The following is a 20,979-nucleotide window of genomic DNA, read 5'->3' as shown; positions in this document are numbered from 1 at the left end:
GAGTACGTCATCTGTTCGGATCACCTGGGGTCAAGACGGGTTGACCGACGACCACGGCACGGTCAGTACATTGTCGATCCGCCGTCCGCGCGGTACGACGACCGGCACACCGTCGTCGGCGAGCATCTGCAATGCCACCCGCCACCGGTCACGTGGCCCGAACGCGGCCTGTCCGGCGGCCCGGTCCCAGGCCCGGTCTGCGGCGACGAGCAGATCGTGGACGAGTTCCCCGGGCACGTTGCGATGGATCAGCGCTTTCGGCAGGCGCGGTGCAAGATCGGACGGCCGGTCGGAGTGAGTCGGCGACCAGCACAGGGTCAATTCGACCGGCCCCTCGGCGTCGAGCAGCACCCAGCAGTGTCTACGGCCGATCTCATCGCACGTGCCCTCCACAATCAGGCCGCCCGGGGCGAGCGCGGATCGCATCTGCGACCACGCGGCGTCGACTTCGGCCTCGTTGTACTGGCGGAGAACGTTGAACGCGCGGACCAGATTGGGACGCAGCCCGGCGAGTTCGAAGCCCCCGAGTGCAAAACGGACGCCGTCACGCGGTTCGACGATCCGGTCCGGATCGATCTCCAGGCCGACCAGACTCACGTCAGGAACGACGGCGCGGAGTCGGTGAGCCATTTCGACGGCGGTGTCCGGTCGTCCGCCGTACCCGAGGTCGACGGCGAGCGGCTGCGGCACGTCCAGCGCTGCACGCACCCGACGGTCGCCTGCCATCGCGCGGTCGACGCGGCGCAGGCGGTTGATGTTCGTGGTGCCACGGGTGATCCGTCCGAGCGGGCGGCCCGCCCGTCCGGATCGATTCATGCGAGGTTCTTGCTCACCCATTCGGCTATGAACTCTGCCTCGCCGCGGAACAGGTCCACCAGGTTGATCAGCATCAACTGCTCGAGTTTGCCGTTGATGAACGGGAGGAAGACTTTCACCTCGGTCGTCTTGCGGACTGTGCAGCCGGTCTCAGTCGGAAACAGCACCTGCTCGCCGTTCAACGAGCCAGGGCCCGCCGGAATCGACGCGGTATACGTGCCGGGAGTCTTGTCGGCGACGAACGCGCCGAGCGTCTCGACGCGCGTGATGACCATGTCCTTCTTCATCACGGTCTGCGCGACAGGCGGAAGCATGTCACGTGTGATCGTCTGCTTGAGGACCACCCGCATGCCATCGTCACCTGACTCGAACTCTTCGACGTTCGAGATGGGTGTCAGTTCCCGGAACTGCACCATCAATGCGTCCCAGTACTCCCGCTGCATCTGCGCCTGGTAGATCTTCTCCGCCGGGTGCTCGTAGCGGGCGGAGTAACTGAGCCGTCGTGCCATGCACCCCAGGGTAACTGGGGAATTAACTCTGCTGGAAATCGAGCGTTGCGTCGCGCTCCGCGTCGAGGAGGATGACGACCTGATCGGCGACGGCGCGTTCGATCTTTCCGCCGACGAACGGGATCGGGACGTCGACGCCTCCGGCGTACTTCGCCACCGCCTGCTGTCCGGCGATCGTGATGTCGCCGAAGATCTTTGCCGGTGCACCCGTCACCGATGCGTCCATCCGACCCGTGATCGTGTCGCCGTTGCGAGTGAAGACGCAGGTGCGGGGGATCTCCAGGTCACCGGGGCGCACCGCGGTGACCGCCTTCGGCAGGTTCGCGGCGGCGATGCCCTGCTTGGTCACGACGGTCACCGAGTCTCCGTCGACGGTGAACGATTCGAGGACGCCGTGATCGGCGTTGGTCGCCTTCAGCAGATCACGCCAGTACTGCTCACTGCTGAGCAGAGCCCACAGCTCCGCCACAGAGAACGGGTACGACACCGAATGCTCGAAGTTGCTCGCCATGAAGGAGAGGTTACCGTTACCCGCATGACCCACGCACAGCTCCTGTCCGCGTACACCACACTGCGTCTCGGCGGACCCGCCCGAGCCGTCGTCGAGTGCACGGACACTGCGTCACTCGTGGAGACCGTGACCCGCCTGGACCGGGAGGCCGAGCCCGTCCTCCTCATCGGAGGAGGGTCGAATCTGGTGATCGGCGACGACGGCTTCGCAGGCACGGCGGTGATCGTCCGCAGCACCGGAATCACCTTCGACTCGGACGACGAGGGCCCATTCGTGACCGCCGCCGCCGGAACCGACTGGGACACGCTTGTCGCCGCGACGGTCGACGCGGGCTTCGGCGGCCTCGAATGCCTCTCCGGCATCCCGGGCGCCGCGGGCACCACCCCGGTGCAGAACGTCGGCGCCTACGGGGTCGAAGTCGGCGACCTGCTGCGCAGCGTCGAACTGCTCGACCGAGCCACCGGCAAAGCCGAATGGGTCTCGCCGGCGGCCCTCGGGTTGGCCTACCGGACGTCGAAGCTCAAGGGCACCGACACTCATGTGGTCCTCACGGTGAGCTTCCGACTCAATCCGGGCGGGGTCTCGCAGCCGATCGCCTACCGAGAGTTGGCCCAGCGGCTGGGCGTGGACGAGGGCTCGACGGCCCCTGCCGCTCAGGTGCGCGATGTGGTGCTCGGCCTCCGCGCAGGCAAAGGCATGGTGCTCGACGCCGACGACCACGACACGTGGAGCGCGGGATCGTTCTTCACCAACCCGGTGGTCGGTGACGACCGGATCGACCAGGTGATGGCGGCGATCGTCGCGAAGGTCGGCGACGACGTGAAGGTCCCGCGCTTCCCCGCCGAAGGCGGATCGAAGCTGTCTGCGGGCTGGCTCATCGAACGGGCAGGTTTCACGCGCGGCTATCCCGACGAGGAAGCTCCCGCTCGACTGTCCACCAAGCACACGCTCGCATTGACGAACCGTGGTGCCGCTACCGCCGCCGACCTCGTGACGCTGGCCTCCGACGTGCGGGACGGGGTGCGCGACGCGTTCGGCGTCGACCTGCACCCCGAGCCCGTGTTCGTCAGCTGTTCACTGCCTCGCTGACATCACCGAGGACGGTGTCGAGCACTGCGTTGAACGCATCGGCGCGCTCGAACGGCACCATGTGACCCGCACCCGGGAACTCCGTGTACGAGTGCAGCACCCCGTTGGATCGGAGCACGTCCGCCATCTCCCGCGAATGCTCCACCTTCGTCAGTCGATCCTTCGTGCCGACCACCACTGCGGTCGGCACAGAGATCCGCTCGAGGCCCGCGGTCACGTCGAGGGTGTACATGGCCGTTCCCCATGCACCGCGCGCCGACGGCGAACACGCAGCGAGCTGCTTGTCCGTGAAGTCCACATGCGCCTGTCGCGCGACCGGGCCGAGTGCAACATAGTGTGCGATCCTGGCGCTCAGATCGTTGCTGGCGAGCGGAAGCGGCAAGGAGACGAACGCACGCTCCACCAGCGGTTCGGCCGGGCGGAGGAACCTCGGGAGATCCGGGACGAGCTGCTGACGCTGGACGACGTCCTTCGCAGCGGTCGAGGTCAAGACGATGGCCGAGATCTTCTCCTCCATCCCCGAACTGAACTGCGCCGCCCACGACATGATCGTCATGCCGCCCATCGAATGGCCCACCAGCACGGCTCGCTTGCCCTCCGGGACCATCTCCTCGAGGACGGTCTGCAGGTCCTGCCCGAGGAGTTCGACGGAGGGTCGGACCGAGCCCATCTCGGACAGCCCGTGCCCTCGATGGTCGTACGCGATGACTGCGCGGTTGCCCGCGAAGTGATGGAACTGTGGATTCCAGAATCCCGTGTTGCACGTCCACCCGTGAATGAGGACGACCACCTCGTCGGCGGCGTCGATGTCGCCGAGCGTCGCGACGTGGAGCAGTGCACCGTCTGGCGTCCCCACGACGGACGACCGGGGCGCTTTCGCGGGGGGGCGCGACCCGCGGGTCCGGACCGTCTTGGACGGGGGTCGGGTACTTGAACGCTTCGCGCAGGATCAGTGCTCCGACCGTGCCGAGTTCGGCGGCGACGACGCCTCCGACGACTCCCGCGCCGATCAGCGCGCCCTTGCCTAGACGACGCCAGTTCACGTCAACCATGAGTGTTCCTCTCAGTGCACGACGTCAGTCACCCGACGACGCCGCGGGGTCTTTCGACTTGTCGAAGATCGAGCTCGCCTCGCCGACCGCGCGGGAGATCTCGTCGTCGAGTGCTTTCGAGAACGCCGACTCGACGATCTCGTGCGCCATCGGGCGCACAGTCTGGATGAGTTCGGCGATCCGCGTGAACGTCTGGTCTCCCAGGTCGGGCAGGTTCTCGTCGAAGTACTTGTCGGTTATCAACGAGACGAAGCTGTGTGCGACATCCGCCAGATCCTGCTCCACACGCACCCACATGTCGAGCAGCACGTCGATGTCGATGCCCGCTTTGACCAGGGCTTCAGCACTGCCGAGCACCTCCGGGTTGCGTACCGCGTAGTGCGCGCCGTCCTTGGTGAGCAGCCCGAGCTTCTGACTGATGCCGATCGCCCGGTCCGAGGCGCCGAGCGACTTGCGCAGTTCGGTGATCGTGATCGTCGCGGCTCGCTTGATGCTCATCAACCGGTTGGTCTTCGGCGACGCGCGCAGCACGTGCTCCACCTTCATGCCGTAATGCGCAGCATGCAGCAGTTCACTGATCGTCGCGAACGTGTAGCCGCGTTCGAGCATTCGCGAGATCAGATTGAGTCGCACCAGGTGCTCATCGGAGTACCAGCCGGTGCGGCCGCGGATGATCGGCGCGGGAAGGAGCCCGCGGTCCTGATAGACGCGGATGTTGCGGACGCTGACGCCCGACACCTGTGCGAGGTCGTTGATGCGGTACTCGGTCATGCGGCGGCCCTGACGAGCGTCATCCGAGCTTCCGGAACCAGTTGCGGTTCAGTATCTCGTCGACGCGAACACGTACGTCGACGATGTACACCATCGACGCGACCACACCCACCAGGAACAGCACCATCATCCCGAGTCCACCGACCACGAACAGCCAGATCAGCACGTTGGAGCCGGCGAGGAGCGCAACCCAGAACGTCTTCGACTGCGCGTCGACCGCGGTGAACGCGTCGGCCCGGGTGCTCACCGCGTGCACGAGCGCGGCCAGTGCCGAGACTCCGGCGATGACACCGAGCGCAAGCACCAGGTACATCCGGGCGTTGAGGACCACGTCTTGAACAGTCACCAGGCCACCTTACCCACGAGCGTTGTCAACGTTGGACGTCGCGTCGTCCGCGCCGTCCTCTGCCTGCGTGTTCTCGCGTCGAAACGAGTCGTAGATCTCGAGGAGCATCTGCTTCTGGCGTTCGCTGATCGAATCGTCGACGAGCAGTGCGTCGCGGACCGGACTGGCCGGGCGCTCCTCGAGAATTCCGGCACGGACGTAGAGGACCTCGGCCGACACGCGCAGACCCTTGGCGATCTGCGCGAGGACGTCGGCGGAGGGCTTCCGGAGCCCCCGTTCGATCTGCGACAGGTACGGGTTGCTCACTCCTGCGCGTTCGGCGAGCTGGCGGAGGGACACCTGCGCCGAGAGTCGTTGTGTCCGGATGAATGCGCCGATGTCCTGGGCTGCCGCCGCGACCGCGTCCGCGGTGCTCGCGTCGTCGCAGTGCTCGGTGTCGGGATTCTTGCTGTGACTGCTCACGTTTCGATCAACCTGCTTCTCTCTAGAAGTCCAGTGTGCCGAACGAGTGCTAACAAGTGCAAGCACCGGCCTCGGGAGCAGGGTGTCAGAAGATCAGCACCGAGACCGTGTAGATCGCTAGACCTGCGAGGGAGCCGACAACTGTGCCGTTGATGCGGATGAACTGGAGGTCGCGACCAACCTGGAGTTCGATCTTCCGGCTCGTCTCCTCTGCATCCCAGCCGCGGACGGTGTCGGTGATGACCGAGATGATCTCGGTGGAGTAATTCTCGGCGACGTGGCGGGCGATCCGGGCGATCCACGTGTTCATCTTGTCCTGCAGCGGCTGATCGTCGTGGATCCGGAGGCCGAGCCTGACGACGGCGTCGGCGATCGACGTCCGCAGAGTGGACGACGGGTCGTCGAGCATTTGCTCGATGACGTCCTTGCCCGCCTGCCAGGCCGTCGACGCGGCGCCGTTCACCTCATCTCGGCCGAGTAGCTCGGCCTTGATGCCCTCGAACTTGGCGATCGTCTCCTCATCGTGCTGCAGCTCGTACGCGAAGTCTTTGACGAAGTCGTGCATCGCACGGCGGACGTCGTGGGACGGGTCTGTTCGCACCTTGTACGTGAACTCGGTCAGTTCCTTGTAGATCTTGTCGCCGACGAGGTTGTTCACGAAGTTCGGCACCCACGCGGGACCGTCGCGGTCGACGACACGATCGATGAGTTCGTTGCTGCCGAGCGCCCAGTCGTGGGCCCGGTCGCAGAGCATCTGCACGATGGGTTCAACACGGTCCTCGTCGACGAGTTGTTCCAGGATGCGACCGAGAGGCGGCGCCCACAGCGGCTCGGCGGCCCACTTGAGCACGGCCTGGATGAACTTCTCGACATCTTCGTCGCGCAGCATCTCGGATCCGAGTCTGATCGCTCGCGACACCTCGTCGTTGACGCGGCCCGCATTCGCGGGGTCCGCCACCCACCCGGACACGCGACGTGGGAGATCGAGTGAGACAGCACGTTCGACGATCACTTCGGGTGTCATGAAGTTCTGCTCGACGAACTCGCCGAGCTGATCCCCGATCTGGTCCTTCTTGCGGGGGATCAACGCCGTGTGCGGGATCGGGATGCCGAGCGGCTGCCGGAACAACGCGGTGACGGCGAACCAGTCGGCGAGGGCGCCGACCATGCCGGCCTCCGACGCCGCTCGCACGAAGCCGACCCACGCAGCCGTGTCGGCGCCGTCGCGGTGCTCGATCCAGCGCATCACGAAGTACACGGCAGCTGCCCCGAGCAGCATGCCGGTCGCGACGATCTTCATCTTGCGGAGGTCACGTGCGCGTTGTTCGTCGCCCGCGACGTCGAGACCTGCGGGCGTCGATCTCGGCAGCTGTGGTTGCTGCCCCAAGGTTGTCGACACGCCACCAGTCTTCCCGAACACGCACTAGTGTTGCCAGGTGATGCCGAACCTCAATCCGCTGTCGTCCGCTTCGGTGGCCGTGAACGCCGCCCGCACCCTCACACGTGAGCTGGAGCAGCGCATCCTGGTGCCTGCGGTCGAGGCCGTCACATCGGACGGTCGCAAACAACGGTGGGAGAAACACAAGCAGGAGCGTCGCGCCGAGCTCACATGGGGGACGATCGAGGCGCTCCGCGATCTCGGCGCCGAAGCCGGGATGGACGAGATCGCATCGCACATCGGGGTGTCGAAGACGGTGCTGTACCGGTACTTCGCGGACAAGAACGACCTCGCAGCGGCCGTCACCGTCACCTACATGGAGTCGACGCTGCTGCCGAAGGTGACGGTCGCACTGACTGACGACCTGGTCGACTACGACTTGGTCCGCGCGGTTATCGGCGCCTACGTGGAGACGGTCGCCGAGGATCCCAATCTGTACCTGTTCACCACCGGGCGGACGGCCGGGAGCCTGTCGATCGCGCACACCGAACGGATCTTCACCGGCGCGGTCGCGTCGACGTTGGAGGCCCGCCTGTCGGCCCGGGGCGCATTGACGTCGGGTTCTCGGACATGGGCAGCCGCGATCGTCGGCGCCATCATCCGCGCGGTCGACGATGTCCTCGCACACGGCGACGGCTCGTCTGCTCAGTTGGTGGACGAATTGACGATGCTGGTGTGGGGCGGCATCGTCGGCATCGTGACGCGCAACGGAGACCCGGCCGCTTTCGCCGCGGATCCCCTGCCCATGCCGCCGATCCAGGCTGAGGGCCGGTCGTGACGAGCGGAGTTCAGACGTCGGCGCTCCGCGCTCGTTCCGTCGACTCGATCGCGACGTTCGACGCGTCGTCTACCCCCGGGTACGACGGCGACAAGACGTCGGGAACAGCCGAGTTGGCAGTCATCGGCGAACGGCTCGCATCGTTGCAGGAGATGCTCTACGCCGAAGGACGTTCCGGTGGAACACGCTCGGTCCTGCTGGTCCTGCAGGGCATGGACACCGCGGGTAAAGGCGGCATCGTCCGGCACGTCGGCGGGTTGTTCGACCCTCAAGGGCTCGCCGTGACCGGTTTCGGGAAGCCGACGGACGCCGAGCTCGCGCACGACTTCCTCTGGCGGATCCGCAACGCCCTGCCCAAACCCGGCAGGATCGGAATGTTCGATCGCTCGCACTACGAGGACGTGCTTCCCGTCCGTGTCCACAACACGGTTCCCGAGAGTGTGTGGCGTCCGAGGTTCCAGCAGATAAACGCGTTCGAGAAGGAACTCTCGGACTCGGGTGTGACGATCGTGAAATGCCTGCTGACCGTGTCGAAGGAAGAGCAGGCCAGTCGCCTCGCCGAGAGACTGGACCGACCCGACAAGTACTGGAAGTACGACCCGAACGACATCGACGAACGTGCTCTCTGGGACGACTATCTCGTCGCCTACCAGGACGTTCTGGATCTCACCGACACCGACGCGGCACCGTGGCACGTGATTCCGGCCGACCGCAAATGGTTCGCCCGTCTATCCGTCGCCCAACTGCTCCTCGACGCGCTGGAGTCGCTAGACCTCGCCTGGCCTCCCGCCGCGTTCGACGTCGACGCCGAGAAGGCCCGCGTCGCAGCGCTGGACTAGAAACAGCATCCCGCGGACAAGCGCAGCGGAGCCGTGAGGTGAGAACAGTGGCCGCGCTACTCCGCAGCCCGCGAGGCGCCAGCCGAGCCGGCGAGGACTGCGCGGCCACTGTTCTCGCCTCACGGCGCAACGGCACCACATTTCGACACGCCACCTCGGCTAGCGCCTCGGAGGCGGCTCAATGAGCGGGAAGGCACCTCGGCCGAGGAACACGGAAGCGGCTGAATGAGCAGGGGAATGCGAAAGACCCCGCCACCTGCAGAGAGAGGTGACGGGGTCTTTCGAGTAAACCTTACTTGGCGGCCGGAGCCTTCTTGGCCGGGGCGGCCTTCTTAGCCGGCGCTGCGGTCTTCTTGGCAGCGGCGACCTTCTTGGCGGGCGATGCCGCGGCGGTGCGAGCCTTGGCCTCGACGGTGCCTGCGGCGCCTGCGACCTTGTTGGCTGCGGCGTTGGTGTCGGACTTGACCTTGGCGGCGGCCTGCTCGACCTTCACTGCTGCGCCTTCGACCTTGGCCGATGCCTCCGAGAGGTCGACAGCTGCGTCTTCGACCTTGTCGGCTGCGAGGCCGACGAGTCCGGCGGCACGCTCGCCGACAGCGCGGGTCTGCGACGACACGGCGCCGAGTGCGTCCTCGGTGAGGTCGACAGCGTCGTTGTAGGCCTTCTCGACGCGGGTCAGGTTCTCCGACACGACGGCGTTCTCACGGATGCGGGCGACGGCGCTCTCGCCGCGCTCAGCGAGCGTGTTGTAGAGGCTGGTGGCGCGCTCGACGTAGGGGTCGGCGACCTTGCGAAGCTCTTCGGCGGTCAGCTTCTCGCGGAGCTCGTCGATGCTCGGGAACTCGGTGGGGAGCTCCTCGATGCGCGTACGGGTGGTCTCGAGGCGGGTACGGGCGCTCTCGATGCGAGTCTGGGTCGCTTCGCGGCGGGCTTCTGCGCGGGTCCGCAGGTCGGCGAGGGCGTCCTTGACTTCCTGGACGGCAGCGTCGCCGGCGCCGACGACGGCGAAGACCGGGGTGGGGATGGTGCGTTCGGCGGTGCTCATGGGAACTCCTAGTTCACGTTGTTGCTTGACTCTTCGAGTATCACGCAATCTGCTAACTAGAGCAAGCACCGTGCTAGCGAACGTGGCCAGGATCACCGGATTCGAAAACATCTGAAACCGGGAGTATTAACAACGTTGACCTGCGGAGTTACGAATCGAAAGCCTTGCCGTCAAGCAGATCTGAGACTTCAGTTCACTGCTAGCAAAATGCCGACGGAACGGGGATCGTCACTACGAGGCGACAGCGACCCGGTCGGAGTACTCGTAGAATCCACAACCCGACTTCTTTCCCAGACTGCCCGCGGCCACCTTCTCCACGAGCACCGTCGGAGGTGCGTACAACGGCTCGTTGAACTCGTCGAACATCTTCTCCGCGATCGCCTTCACGGTGTCGAGGCCGACGAGGTCGGCGAGTTTGAGCGGCCCCATCGGGTGTGCACACCCAAGGACCATCGCGTTGTCGACGTCGTCCACAGTTGCGAAGCCGCTCTCGACCATCCGCATCGCGGACAGGAGGTAAGGGACGAGGAGCGCGTTGACGACGAAGCCGGAACGGTCGTCTGAGCGGATCACCTGTTTGCCCAGGACGTCGCGGGCGAAGGTCTCGGCGCGGGCGACGACGTCGGGCGCGGTGGCGTCGGTGGTGACCAGCTCGACCAACGGGAGCATGGGAACCGGATTGAAGAAATGAAGGCCGACCACACGCGCGGTGTTCTGCGTAGCCGAACCCAGTGTGCGGATCTGGATCGACGACGTGTTGGAGGCCAGGACGGCGTCGGGGTCGGCGACGACGGCGTCGAGCTCGCGGAAGATCGCAGTCTTGACGTCTTCGTCCTCGACCACGGCTTCGACCACCAGTTGGCGGTCCGCGAAATCGGCGAGGTCAGACGTGAAGCGCAGCCGCCACGACGCCTGCTCACGCTCACGTTCGGTGAGCGTTCCGGTGGACACACCGTGGTCGAGGGAACCGAGGACACGGGCCCGTCCGGCGATCGCCAGTTCTCTGCTCGACTCGTAGACCAGGACGTCGACTCCTGCGCGGGCACATACTTCGGCGATACCGGAGCCCATCTGACCTGCGCCGACAACGCCGACGCGGGAGATCTTCTCACTTGCCATGGTAGTTCCGCGCTCTCCAGGGGTAGGTAGCAACAATCCCGGGCCGAGCGGGGCCGGAGGCCCCGCCTGACCCGGGATCGTCAAGGCGTCAACCGTGCGCTCGGTCTCCTGAGCGCAGTCGAAGGGCTTAGTGGAACTGGCCCTCTTCGGTCGAGCCCTTGAGGGCTGCAGTCGAGGTGTTGGGATCGACCGTGGTGGCGATCTTGTCGAAGTAGCCTGCGCCGACCTCGCGCTGGTGCTTGGTGGCGGTGTAGCCGCGCTCCTCAGCAGCGAACTCGCGCTCCTGCAGGTCGACGTATGCCGACATCTGGTTGCGGGCGTAGCCGTGAGCCAGGTCGAACATCGAGTAGTTGAGGGCGTGGAAGCCTGCGAGGGTGATGAACTGGAAGGTGAAGCCCATCGCGCCGAGCTCGTTCTGGAACTTGGCGATCGTGTCGTCGTCCAGGTGCTGCTTCCAGTTGAAGGAAGGCGAGCAGTTGTACGAGAGGAGCTGGTCCGGGAAGTCCGCCTTGACAGCCTCGGCGAACTGCTTGGCGAGCTCGAGGTCGGGCTTGCCGGTCTCCATCCAGATCATGTCCGCGTAGGGGGCGTATGCCTTGGCGCGGGCGATGCAGGGCTCGATGCCGTTCTTGATGCCGTAGAAGCCTTCGGCGGTGCGGGTGCCGTCCAGGAACGGGCGGTCGCGCTCGTCGACGTCCGAGGTCAGCAGGGTTGCGGCCTCAGCGTCGGTGCGGGCGATGACGACGGTGGGGGTGTTCGCGACGTCGGCCGCGAGGCGAGCCGAGGTGAGCGTACGGATGTGCTGCTGGGTGGGGATGAGCACCTTGCCGCCGAGGTGGCCGCACTTCTTCTCCGAGGCGAGCTGGTCCTCCCAGTGGGTGCCTGCGGCACCGGCCGAGATCATGGCCTTCTGGAGCTCGTACACGTTGAGTGCGCCACCGAAGCCTGCTTCGCCGTCGGCGACGATCGGGACGACCCAGTTGTCGACCGAGTCGTCACCCTCGACTGCGGCGATCTCGTCGGCGCGCAGCATCGCGTTGTTGATGCGACGAACGACGGCGGGGACCGAGTTGGCCGGGTACAGCGACTGGTCGGGGTAGGTGTGGCCCGAGAGGTTCGCGTCGCCTGCAACCTGCCAGCCGGACAGGTAGATGGCCTTGAGGCCAGCGCGGACCTGCTGCACGGCCATGTTGCCGGTCAGCGCGCCCAGGGCGTTGATGTAGCTGCCGTCACCCTTGGTGACGCCGTCCCACAGGATCTCGGCGCCGCGGCGGGCGAGGGTGTTCTCCTCGACGACCGAACCCTGCAGCTGCACGACCTGCTCTGCGGTGTAGTCACGGGTGATGCCGTTCCAGCGCGGGTTGGTGTCCCAATCCTGCTGGATCTCGGCGGCGGTACGCGGCTTTCCGACGTTGCTCATAGCCTTCGCTTTCGTTAGAACTGCTGATTCGCAGTGTCTTCTTGGATCTCGGTACTCCCCGATTGCGAACCGGAGTGCACCTGGAGGCGATGCCTGACGCAAGGTTGCCACAGATCAAACGTCCTGGTCTAGCCCTTGTTGCTGCAAACTTCGAACAGCGAGGATTCCATTTTTGCAAATGTTGCGAATATTCAGACGCGTCCATCGAGGCGGCCTCAACAAAAAAGTACGCGCGTACTGGGAAAACGTCGGACGAGTCACGTCCACCCTCACCTGACGCTCAGCGTCTACACATGCGCGGTGGCTCACACAAGAATTCGTGCGTGTGAGTGACATCACCGCGCTGTGCGTGACGAGCGGTGTCGCTTACTCTGCGGCCGCGCGCTCCACGGCGGTCTTCACGAGGTCGGCGAACGCGATCTCGTCGAGCGGCGGCTGGGTCAGCGGAGCTCCCGGCACGACGACCGCGGCCATCTCCGGCGTCACCTCGACCTCGGCGCCCGAGACGCCCATCTGAATGGTCACGACCTGACCTCCGGGCCGCTTCACGAGCACGTTGGCGAGCAGCGCGGTACGCGATCGCGGGTTGGCGCCCGCGGGGCGTTTCACCGAATCGGTCCGGACGAGGTACGACGCGGCGATGTCGTCACCGTGCAGCGCGGGCAGCTCCACAGACGTGTTGACGATCGGCACTCCCGCGAGGGAACCGGTCGACGGGGTCGCGGTCACCGAACCGCACGGTCCGCTGGTGTCGCGGCGGTCGGCGTCGACGTCACGTCGCACTGTGGTCAGCAGTTCACTGAACGTGCCGGTCTCCGACTGCGCCACGAGCAGGACGGTGTTGTCCTCGGTGAGCTGCGGATTGAACTTCGCATCGGCCGTCGGCTTGCACCCGACCGGAACGAACCCGACGGTCGACGCCGACTCCAGGGTGCTGCGATTGGCCGCGATCAAGTCGCCCACCGACTGCGGGATCACCGTGAAGCCCTGCGGTACCGCGTCACCCGGAAGGAGTCGTGACGGGAGGTCCGAGCCGGGGTCGGCTGGTTCGGACGATCCACACGAGGTCAGGAGCATCGCCGCGACAACAGCAGTCGAAACAGTGATGATGGACGTACCCGAAAGTCGTGATCGCACGCGGTCACGGTACCCCGACGGTCGATGTCAGCACCCGATTCGATCCGCGCGCTGCGTGGCAGGGAGGATCCCGCACTCGATGAGCGGCAAGAAGATGTACGTCGGCGCACGCCTGCGCCGACTCCGTGGTGAGCGTGGCCTGTCGCAGCTGACGATGGCATCGACTCTGGGGATCTCGGCGTCGTACTTGAATCAGATCGAGCACGACACTCGACCGCTTACCGCACCGGTGCTCGCGAAGATCACCGAGATCTTCGGCATCGACATCGGCTTCTTCGATCCCCAGGACGACGTCCGGCTCGTCGCCGAACTCCGCGAGGCGCTGCTCGACGAGGACCTCGACTTCGACCCGGCGGCGAGCGACGCCAACGAGGTGTCGGCGATGGTCGGCTCGCATCGGGCGATCGCCGAGGCCCTGGTGGGCATGTACAGCCGGTACCGCGTGGTGTCCGAACAACTCGCCGCCGCCACCGCGGGGCGCGGCGAACCCGGTGGGCGCGGCGCGATCAGTGCTCCGCACGAGGAAGTGCGGAACTTCTTCTACCAGCGTCGCAACTACATCCACGAGTTGGACGAGGCCGCCGAGAGCCTCACCTCACGCATGCGCATGCATTCGGCCGACGTCCGCGCCGGCCTGACCTCACGCATCGAGGACGTTCACGGTGTCCGCATCGCACGGCGCGTCGATCTCGGCGACAACGTGTTGCACCGCTTCGACAGGGACCAACGTCTGATCGAGTTCTCCGCAGCCCTGTCCCCCGGCCAGCGTGCGTTCAAGGTCGCCGCAGAACTCGCATACTTGGAGTTCGGCGACCTCATCACGTCACTGGTCGCCGAGGGCGGATTCTCCACCGACGACGCGACGGCCCTCGCGAGGCAGGGGCTCGCGAGCTACTTCGCCGCAGCGGCGGTGCTGCCGTACGCCCAGTTCCACGGTGCGGCCGAGGACTACCGATACGACATCGAACGACTGTCGGCGTTCTACGCCGTCTCCTACGAGACCGTCTGCCATCGGCTGTCGACCTTGCAGCGGCCGAATCTGCGTGGGGTGCCGTGGACGTTCGTCCGCGTCGACCGCGCGGGCAACATGTCCAAACGGCAGTCGGCGACCGGATTCAACTTCTCCTCCAGCGGCGGCACGTGCCCGCTCTGGAACGTGTACGAGTCGTTCACCTCACCGGGGAAGATCCTCACCCAGATCACCGAGATGCCCGACGGCCGCGAGTACTTCTGGGTGTCGAGGACCGTCGAACGGCGCGCCGCCCGGTACGGGCAACCCGGAAAGACGTTCGCGATCGGCATGGGCTGCGAACTCCGGCATGCGAATCGTGTCGTCTACTCCGACGGGGTCGGGATCGGCGCCGATGCGCGGGCGACGCCGATCGGTGCGGGCTGCCGTGTCTGCGATCGAAAGAACTGTCCGCAGCGAGCGTTCCCGCCGCTCGGTTCCACGCTCGACATCGAAGAGCACCGCAGCACGGTCTCGCCGTACACCACCACGTAGCTCCCAGTCCCGATACCGTGTTGTGATGTCCGTCGGGCACCATCAGTCACTGTGACCACAGCAGTACGGACGAAACTCTCACTTCTGGCCCTCGTCGCGGCCATCGCGGCCACACTCGTCGCCCAGCCCGGCCCGGCCGACGCCACGGCACGGGTCGTGAATGTTCATCGAGTCGACGGACAGCTCGCGCTCGTTCGTGTCTACTCCCCCGCGCTCCGAGCGACGATCACCAACCAGGTGCTGCTGCCCGGAGGCACCGGTGCGACTCCGGTGTTCTACCTGCTGAACGGGAAGTCGGGCGGCGTCGACGGCGACAGTTGGCTGCGCAAAACTCGGTACCGCAAGTTCTTCGCGGGCAAGCGAGTGACCGTCGTGTCACCGCTCGGTGGCGGTTACACCTGGTACTCGACCCCCGGCTGGCAGCGCTACCTCACACACGAGCTCCCGACCGCGATCGACGCCCGCTTCCCGACGACGGGCACGGCGGGCATCGCCGGCCTGTCGCACAGCGCGTCGGCCGCACTGGACATCGCGGGCCGCGATCGGCGGTTCGTCGCAGCGGCGTCGTACAGCGGATGTCCGGCGATCACATCCCCGCTCGGGACCACTGCCGCCGTCGCCACGATGGCCAGCGGCGGACAGAACGCCTTCGCCGTGTTCGGCGCCCCCGGCGGTCCCGGTTGGGTCGTTCACGATCCCGCCCGCAATCCCCGCCGTCTAACGGGCAAGGCGGTGTACCTGGGTGTCGGCAGCGGTGTCCCCGGCCGGTTCGACGGCCCAGTTCTCGGATACCCGGGACTCATCGTCGGTCCGACACAGGTCGAGACGATCGTCCGCGATTGCACATCGCAGATGCGCGCCTCGCTCATCGGCGCGGGCGTCCGCCACAGCTACCGGGTGTTCTCCACCGGCGCGCACACCTGGGGCCTGTTCTACCGCGAACTGAAAGACAGCTGGCGCACCCTCGCACCCGCCCTTCATCGCTGACGCGGCCCCACGAGACAGATCAACCGGAGCACACGGACTACGGTGTGGGCATGACCACACCTCGTGTGAGCCCGGGCGGCTTCGGCGATCTCGGACCGATCAACTGGATGGTGGTGCGCGCGATGTCCATCGCGACGGGCACGGACAACGCGCACATCTTCGCGACATTGGGACGCAGCAAGGGCCTGTTCCGAGGGTGGCTGCACTTCTCGTCGCGCATGATGCCGTTCGGTGAACTGTCTCGCCGGGAGACGGAGATGATCATCATCCGCGTGGCTCATCTGCGTGGATGCCAGTACGAACTCGACCACCATCGTCGCCTCGGCGCCAAAGCCGGAATCACCGCCGATGCGTTCGACCGCATCATCGAGGGTCCGGACGCCGAGTGGGGTGACCGTGAACGCACCCTGCTCCTCGCCGTCGGCGAGATCGTCGCCGATCGGGACGTCTCCGATCAGACGTGGGAGGCACTGCGACGCCACCTCACCGAGCGACAGACGATCGCGTTCACTCTCCTGGTCGGGCAGTACGACTCCCTCGCCACCACCATCGGGGTGCTCCGCGTGCAACGAGACAGTTTCTGATGGTGTCCATCGCCCAGCGACTGATGGCCGCACCGGTGTTCTCCCAGGTGTACGAGCGTGCGTGGCGGCCGTTGTTCACACGCGGGTTCAGTCTCGGCGCATCCGACACCACCGACTACGACAACGCGCTCCGCTCGTATCTCGGGCGGACCGGCGAGCGAACGGTCCTCGACATCGCCTGCGGCCCGGGCAATTACAGCGGCGATGCCTCCAGCGGCCTCACCGGAGACGGCCGGTACATCGGCATCGACTTCTCCCAGTCGATGGTCGAGCAGGCCGTCCGGGACCATCGCGACGACCGTGTCACGTTTCTGCGCGGCGACGCCCACCATCTGCCATTCGCGGACGACACATTCGACACCGTGCTGTGCCTCGCAGCGCTCTACTTGATCCCCGACCCCATGCCGGTCCTCGATGAGATGGCCCGCGTGTGCCGCCCCGGCGGAGAGGCGATCGTCTTCACGACATCACGGACGTCGATCGCGGCCCTTCCTGGCGCCGATGCCCTCACCGGCCTGTCCGGCCTGAAGATCTTCGGGGTCCACGAGATCACCCGACGGTTCACGTCTCTCGGGATGGATCACGTAGAGCAGACCATCACCGGCGTCGGCCAGTTCGTCCACGCCCGCAAACGCGGCTAGCCGGTGCACACCCGATCCTCGTCATCGGACAGACCGGGGACATCACCTTCGCCACGGCGTTGCACCGACGCACTGAAGGTGCGGAAGCGGCTGCTGGCAGACTTGTCAGTTCCACCGACACCCCAACTGAGGCAGGCCCGACGATGACTGACGTGACCGGCAAGCCGCGCGACCGAGTTCGCGACCTGCTCGCCGAGTCCGAGTCGGGTCTGGACGCCCACGAGGTGGCGCGCGCGCTGGACATCCACTCGACGACAGCTCGGTTCCATCTGATCAACTTGGTCACCGACGGCGACGCCGTCACCGTCCAACTGCCCCCGGAAGGTGTGGGACGCCCCCGCGTCGCATATCGGATCGCTCCCCCGGCCGCCGCTGCACGTCTCACACAGCTGCTGTTGATGAGGCTCGGCGACACGCCCGCCGCACGTGAGAACGCTGCGTCCGACGTCGGGCGCGAATGGGCGCGCCAGCTCGGTCCTGCGCCTCAGACCTCGCTTCCCGACCCCGTGATCGCCGTCGAGTCGACCCTGACGAGGCTGGGGGTGGACGTGAGATCAGTGACCTCGGAACTCGGCCGTCACCTGCTGACCGTGTGCGCGTGCGAGCTCAACGACCTCGCGCCCGGACTCCCCGAGGTGGCCCGCGGCGCTCTCCGCGGAGCAGTGGACGAGGCACTCCAAGGCGCCACCGACCTCCTGATCAGTGACGTCACCGCATCCGTGGAGCCCGATCCCGACAGCGACTGCACACTGATCGTCGTGCTGTCCGGCTGAACGACCCCCCACGGCCCGACGGATCGGGTGGACGTCAGAAGTCGCGGTAGTCACGGACCGACATCCGAGAGCCTCGGCGCTCCGGTGGAGTCCCCGCGACTTCGCACAGTCGAACCACGCGGTACCGCTGCCCTCGATACGGCTCGAGGAGTTCGAGCATTCGCGCGTCGTCGATCCGCTCCCCGATCAGCGTCGTCCCCACGACCGACGGGGTGTGATAATCGCCGACCGGGACGGCGTCAGGATCTCCGAGGGCTCGGATTCGGGTGTGGGCCGCGGTCCAGGGTCCGATTCCCCGAAGGGCCGTCAGTGCGTCCGCGTGGCGCTCGACGTCGACCGTCGCGGCTGCTCGAATGGTCCGCATCCGCACCGGCTCGAGTCCACTGCGATGCCAGTCGACTTCAGAGATGTCGCGCCAGACCGCCCGCGGCGGCGGCACCCGCATGTCCGGCGGCACTGGACCGGGCGCGGGCTCCCCGTAGCGTCTTAGCAGGTAGCGCCATCCGCGGTATGCTTCGCTGCCGACCACCTTCTGCTCCATGACATTGGCGACCAGCGCTTCCCACACTCGACCACTGCGTCCGATGCGCAGCCCTGGCGCACCAGAGACGAGTCTGCGAACAACCGGGTCAGACGGTCTGAGATCGTCCGGTTGATCGTTCACTCCGACCATGTCGGGCGCCGCCTCCAGGAGCCATTCCGCGCCGGACCCCCACGCCCGAGCGGTCATCGAACCCCCGCGAGCGATCACTGTGAGAGTGCCCGGGCCGTCCGGTGTGTGCACCGCACGCCAGATCGACCCGTCGGGCGCCCGCCGGTACGCGGGATCGTGCGCTCCGCGTTGATGGACGCCGAGAATCGCATCGAGGTCGTACGGCTCGTTCACCGTCCATATACGTTCGCCAATCATCGTCCGTCCATAGTGACCGGGCGCCGCGGCTGCCGCCACCGCTTCGGCGAGGCCTCCGACCTGGGACATCTCGCTCGCTGCATGATCTCGGTACATCCGCTTTCAAATGTGACTTGACACACGATCTGGCAGCATTCACAATTATTGACTGAGCCGCCAGTCAGTTATTGACACTCCCCGAATCAGTGAGGTGCACCACCCATGAACAGCCCGGTCCTGAACTCCCTCCACAACGGGCTGTCCGTGTTCAGCACTCCTCGCTCGGTCGCCGTGGTCGGCGCGTCGTCGAACCGCACCAAGTGGGGCTACTGGCTGGCGGCCGGAGCAATCGCCGGAGCACATCGGCGCGACGTCCACCTCGTGAACGCGCGCGGCGGCGACGTCCTCGGTCACGCCTGCGTCACTTCTCTCAGCGCCCTCGACGAGGCGCCCGAACTCGTCGCACTGTGCGTCCCCGGACCGATGGTCGGCGCCGTTGTCGACGAGGCTCTCGCGATGGGCACCCGGGGATTCCTCGGCATCACCGCCGGCATCGAGGACGAAGTCCAGATCGCCGAGCGCATCCGCGCCGCGGGCGCCCGCCTCGTCGGCGCCAACAGCCTCGGAATCTACGACGCCGCAGGCGAACTCGACCTCAGCTGGGGCAACTTCACCTCCGGCCCGATGGCGATCGTCTCCCAGTCGGGTCAGCTCGGCAGTGAACTCGCCCGCCTCGGCCAGCACAACGGCATCGGCGTTTCACGTTTCGTGTCCATCGGCAACCAGACCGATGTGACGGCGGCCGAACTCCTCGCCGACCTCGTCGACCACGAGGCCACCCGCGTCGTGGTCGTCTACCTCGAATCGTTCACCGGCGGCGTCGAGCTCTTCGACGCGATCGCCGCGCTCCGCGCGGCAGGCAAGCCGGTGATCCTGTTGACGGTCGGCGCCAGTGCCGCAGGCAGCCGACTCGCACGTTCGCACACCGGCTCGCTCACCGCGCCCGTCGACATCGTCGACGCCGCGTGCCGCGCGGCGGGGGTCCTGCGAGCACAGTCGCCCGGCGAGGTGATCGACGTGGCGCGCAGCGTGATCGCGGGCGCCGCACCCGCCGGCCGCCGCACGGTGATCGTCGGCGACAGCGGCGGCCAGTGCGGCATCGCGGCCGACCAGGCAGCCGCCCACGGACTGTCCGTCCCTCCACTCGGTGAAGCGGCCGACGCGGCGCTCACCGACCTGCTTCCAGCCGGCGCGGCCACGTCGAACCCTGTCGACCTGGCAGGAGCCGGTGAAGCCGATCTCGCCAACTACGTGAGCGCCGTCGCTCTGGCACTGGCCGATTCCGACGTCGACTCCGCGGTCCTCACCGGCTACTTCGGTTGTTACGGCGCCGACAACCCCGGCCTGATGGACGACGAGCTCGCTCTCGCGCAGCGACTCGCAGACGCTGCGCGCACCGCGGGCAAGCCTCTGTACGTGCACTCCATGGAAGCCGCCGGGCCCGTCGCCGATGCGCTGTGGGCCGCGGGCGTCCCCACCTTCGGGACCGTCGAACCTTTGCTGCGCGCACTGTCGGGCACCGCGGTGTACCGCGAGTCCGCCCGCGACGTCGCCGTCGTGACGACCGACGGCGTCGCTCCCACGGCGGGGTACTGGAACGCCCGCGCACTGCTGCTCGACGAAGGGGTGTCCTTCCCGGCGGGCACCGTCGTCACCAGCGTGGACGAAGCGGTCGCCGCAGCGGCCGACCTCACCGCTCCGCTCGTCCTCAAAGCCGCATGGCTAGAGCACAAGAGTGAGGTCGGCGGAGTGAAAGTCGGCCTGAACAGCGACGACGTGGCGGCGGTGTTCACCGAAATGCACGCCCGACTCGGCGACGGCGACTACGTCCTGGAGCAGATGGACACCCGCCCGGACGGAGTCGAGGTCCTGATCGGTTGCCAGCGTCACCCCGACCTCGGCGTCACCGTGACAGTCGGGACAGGCGGCGTGGCGACCGAGGTGTACGCCGACGTCGTCATGGAATCGGCCCCCGTCGACGCCGCGACCGCTGCCGACATGATCTCGCGGCTCAAGGCCCACAAGCTGCTCGCAGGCTGGCGCGGCAAGCCGGCCACCGACGTCGCGGCCCTCGCCGACGTCGTCGCCGCAGTGTCCCGGCTGGCCGCAAGTGATTCACGGATCACCGAGATCGAACTGAACCCGGTTCGCGTGGCCCCCGACGGCGTCCTCGCTCTCGACGCACTCATCGTCACCGACAACTGACCAC

Annotated in this window: 22 protein-coding genes; 9 read left to right on the top strand and 13 right to left on the bottom strand. The window is 66.5% G+C overall.

What is annotated here, in order from left to right; all coding sequences use genetic code 11:
* Positions 1 to 30 precede the first annotated feature (30 nt).
* Genes JVX90_RS00935 through JVX90_RS00925 form a run of 3 tightly spaced genes read right to left on the bottom strand, consistent with a single transcriptional unit; the run spans position 31 to position 1,836 of the window.
* Positions 31 to 816: a class I SAM-dependent methyltransferase gene (locus tag JVX90_RS00935; RefSeq protein WP_205330631.1), complete on the bottom strand. Its 786-nt coding sequence runs from the start codon at positions 814 to 816 to the stop codon at positions 31 to 33.
* Complete coding sequence (locus JVX90_RS00930; RefSeq protein WP_205330630.1) at positions 813 to 1,325, bottom strand: DUF2505 domain-containing protein; 513 nt, start codon at positions 1,323 to 1,325, stop codon at positions 813 to 815. The genes JVX90_RS00935 and JVX90_RS00930 overlap by 4 nt, the downstream gene beginning before the upstream one ends.
* A 22-nt stretch (positions 1,326 to 1,347) precedes the next feature.
* Positions 1,348 to 1,836 carry a DUF2505 domain-containing protein gene (locus JVX90_RS00925; protein WP_205330629.1) on the bottom strand — a complete coding sequence of 163 codons (489 nt, stop codon included), beginning with the start codon at positions 1,834 to 1,836 and terminating at the stop codon, positions 1,348 to 1,350.
* Positions 1,837 to 1,860: 24 nt separating this feature from the next.
* On the opposite strand from JVX90_RS00925, the gene JVX90_RS00920 reads away from it, so the two are divergent.
* The gene (locus JVX90_RS00920) at positions 1,861 to 2,925 is read left to right on the top strand and encodes a UDP-N-acetylmuramate dehydrogenase (protein WP_240193995.1); all 1,065 of its coding nucleotides are present in this window, start codon (positions 1,861 to 1,863) and stop codon (positions 2,923 to 2,925) included.
* Here JVX90_RS00920 and JVX90_RS00915 read toward each other — a convergent pair.
* The 5 genes from JVX90_RS00915 to JVX90_RS00895 all read right to left on the bottom strand — a co-directional run bounded on the left by JVX90_RS00915 (position 2,903) and on the right by JVX90_RS00895 (position 6,856).
* The gene (locus JVX90_RS00915; protein WP_240193994.1) at positions 2,903 to 3,781 is read right to left on the bottom strand and encodes an alpha/beta fold hydrolase; all 879 of its coding nucleotides are present in this window, start codon (positions 3,779 to 3,781) and stop codon (positions 2,903 to 2,905) included. The two genes, JVX90_RS00920 and JVX90_RS00915, sit on opposite strands and share 23 nt — an antisense overlap.
* Positions 3,782 to 4,001: 220 nt before the next feature.
* Positions 4,002 to 4,748: a MerR family transcriptional regulator gene (locus JVX90_RS00910; RefSeq protein ID WP_205330627.1), complete on the bottom strand. Its 747-nt coding sequence runs from the start codon at positions 4,746 to 4,748 to the stop codon at positions 4,002 to 4,004.
* A 19-nt stretch (positions 4,749 to 4,767) separates the two neighbouring features.
* Positions 4,768 to 5,061 (bottom strand): DUF2516 family protein, encoded by a 294-nt coding sequence (locus tag JVX90_RS00905; RefSeq protein ID WP_205332210.1) that lies wholly within the window; start codon positions 5,059 to 5,061, stop codon positions 4,768 to 4,770.
* Between the two features lie 42 nt (positions 5,062 to 5,103).
* Positions 5,104 to 5,556 (bottom strand): helix-turn-helix transcriptional regulator, encoded by a 453-nt coding sequence (locus JVX90_RS00900; protein WP_205330626.1) that lies wholly within the window; start codon positions 5,554 to 5,556, stop codon positions 5,104 to 5,106.
* A gap of 85 nt (positions 5,557 to 5,641) precedes the next feature.
* Positions 5,642 to 6,856, bottom strand: coding sequence for a DUF445 family protein (locus JVX90_RS00895; RefSeq protein ID WP_205332209.1), 1,215 nt, complete (start codon positions 6,854 to 6,856; stop codon positions 5,642 to 5,644).
* Positions 6,857 to 6,995: 139 nt separating this feature from the next.
* Between JVX90_RS00895 and JVX90_RS00890 the strand changes: the two genes are divergently transcribed.
* Both JVX90_RS00890 and JVX90_RS00885 read left to right on the top strand, forming a co-directional pair.
* Positions 6,996 to 7,772 (top strand): TetR/AcrR family transcriptional regulator, encoded by a 777-nt coding sequence (locus JVX90_RS00890; protein ID WP_240194132.1) that lies wholly within the window; start codon positions 6,996 to 6,998, stop codon positions 7,770 to 7,772.
* Positions 7,769 to 8,611: a polyphosphate kinase 2 family protein gene (locus JVX90_RS00885; protein ID WP_205330625.1), complete on the top strand. Its 843-nt coding sequence runs from the start codon at positions 7,769 to 7,771 to the stop codon at positions 8,609 to 8,611. Before JVX90_RS00890 ends, JVX90_RS00885 begins: the two co-directional genes overlap by 4 nt.
* A gap of 292 nt (positions 8,612 to 8,903) precedes the next feature.
* Here the strand turns inward: JVX90_RS00885 and JVX90_RS00880 are convergent, their stop codons facing one another.
* The 4 genes from JVX90_RS00880 to JVX90_RS00865 all read right to left on the bottom strand — a co-directional run bounded on the left by JVX90_RS00880 (position 8,904) and on the right by JVX90_RS00865 (position 13,332).
* Entirely contained in the window at positions 8,904 to 9,656 is a 753-nt protein-coding gene (locus JVX90_RS00880) for a heparin-binding hemagglutinin (protein WP_205330624.1), read from the bottom strand.
* 231 nt (positions 9,657 to 9,887) lie between these two features.
* Entirely contained in the window at positions 9,888 to 10,775 is an 888-nt protein-coding gene (locus tag JVX90_RS00875) for a 3-hydroxybutyryl-CoA dehydrogenase (protein ID WP_205330623.1), read from the bottom strand.
* 127 nt (positions 10,776 to 10,902) lie between these two features.
* Entirely contained in the window at positions 10,903 to 12,195 is a 1,293-nt protein-coding gene (gene aceA / locus JVX90_RS00870; RefSeq protein WP_205330622.1) for an isocitrate lyase, read from the bottom strand.
* 366 nt (positions 12,196 to 12,561) lie between these two features.
* A complete protein-coding gene (locus tag JVX90_RS00865; RefSeq protein ID WP_240193993.1) occupies positions 12,562 to 13,332 on the bottom strand; it encodes a hypothetical protein in 771 nt (256 codons plus the stop codon).
* Positions 13,333 to 13,411: 79 nt separating this feature from the next.
* Between JVX90_RS00865 and ramB the strand changes: the two genes are divergently transcribed.
* The 5 genes from ramB (at position 13,412) to JVX90_RS00840 (ending at position 17,821) form a co-directional block, all read left to right on the top strand.
* The gene (ramB, locus tag JVX90_RS00860) at positions 13,412 to 14,836 is read left to right on the top strand and encodes an acetate metabolism transcriptional regulator RamB (RefSeq protein ID WP_205330621.1); all 1,425 of its coding nucleotides are present in this window, start codon (positions 13,412 to 13,414) and stop codon (positions 14,834 to 14,836) included.
* 51 nt (positions 14,837 to 14,887) lie between these two features.
* On the top strand, positions 14,888 to 15,823 hold the full coding sequence (locus JVX90_RS00855) for an alpha/beta hydrolase-fold protein (protein WP_205330620.1): 936 nt from the start codon (positions 14,888 to 14,890) through the stop codon (positions 15,821 to 15,823).
* A 50-nt stretch (positions 15,824 to 15,873) separates the two neighbouring features.
* Entirely contained in the window at positions 15,874 to 16,407 is a 534-nt protein-coding gene (locus tag JVX90_RS00850) for a carboxymuconolactone decarboxylase family protein (protein WP_205330619.1), read from the top strand.
* Positions 16,407 to 17,048 carry a class I SAM-dependent methyltransferase gene (locus JVX90_RS00845; RefSeq protein ID WP_205330618.1) on the top strand — a complete coding sequence of 214 codons (642 nt, stop codon included), beginning with the start codon at positions 16,407 to 16,409 and terminating at the stop codon, positions 17,046 to 17,048. Before JVX90_RS00850 ends, JVX90_RS00845 begins: the two co-directional genes overlap by 1 nt.
* Positions 17,049 to 17,191: 143 nt before the next feature.
* Positions 17,192 to 17,821 carry a hypothetical protein gene (locus JVX90_RS00840; protein ID WP_205330617.1) on the top strand — a complete coding sequence of 210 codons (630 nt, stop codon included), beginning with the start codon at positions 17,192 to 17,194 and terminating at the stop codon, positions 17,819 to 17,821.
* 34 nt (positions 17,822 to 17,855) lie between these two features.
* Here JVX90_RS00840 and JVX90_RS00835 read toward each other — a convergent pair whose 3' ends face one another.
* A complete protein-coding gene (locus tag JVX90_RS00835) occupies positions 17,856 to 18,731 on the bottom strand; it encodes a 3-methyladenine DNA glycosylase (RefSeq protein WP_205332206.1) in 876 nt (291 codons plus the stop codon).
* Positions 18,732 to 18,932: 201 nt separating this feature from the next.
* On the opposite strand from JVX90_RS00835, the gene JVX90_RS00830 reads away from it, so the two are divergent.
* On the top strand, positions 18,933 to 20,975 hold the full coding sequence (locus tag JVX90_RS00830; protein WP_205330616.1) for an acetate--CoA ligase family protein: 2,043 nt from the start codon (positions 18,933 to 18,935) through the stop codon (positions 20,973 to 20,975).
* Positions 20,976 to 20,979 lie beyond the last annotated feature (4 nt).

The sequence above is a fragment of the Gordonia sp. PDNC005 genome, from assembly GCF_016919385.1.
Lineage (GTDB): Bacteria > Actinomycetota > Actinomycetes > Mycobacteriales > Mycobacteriaceae > Gordonia.
Note: the sequence above shows the minus strand (reverse complement) of the source record. Positions and strands in the feature narration are given on the sequence as shown.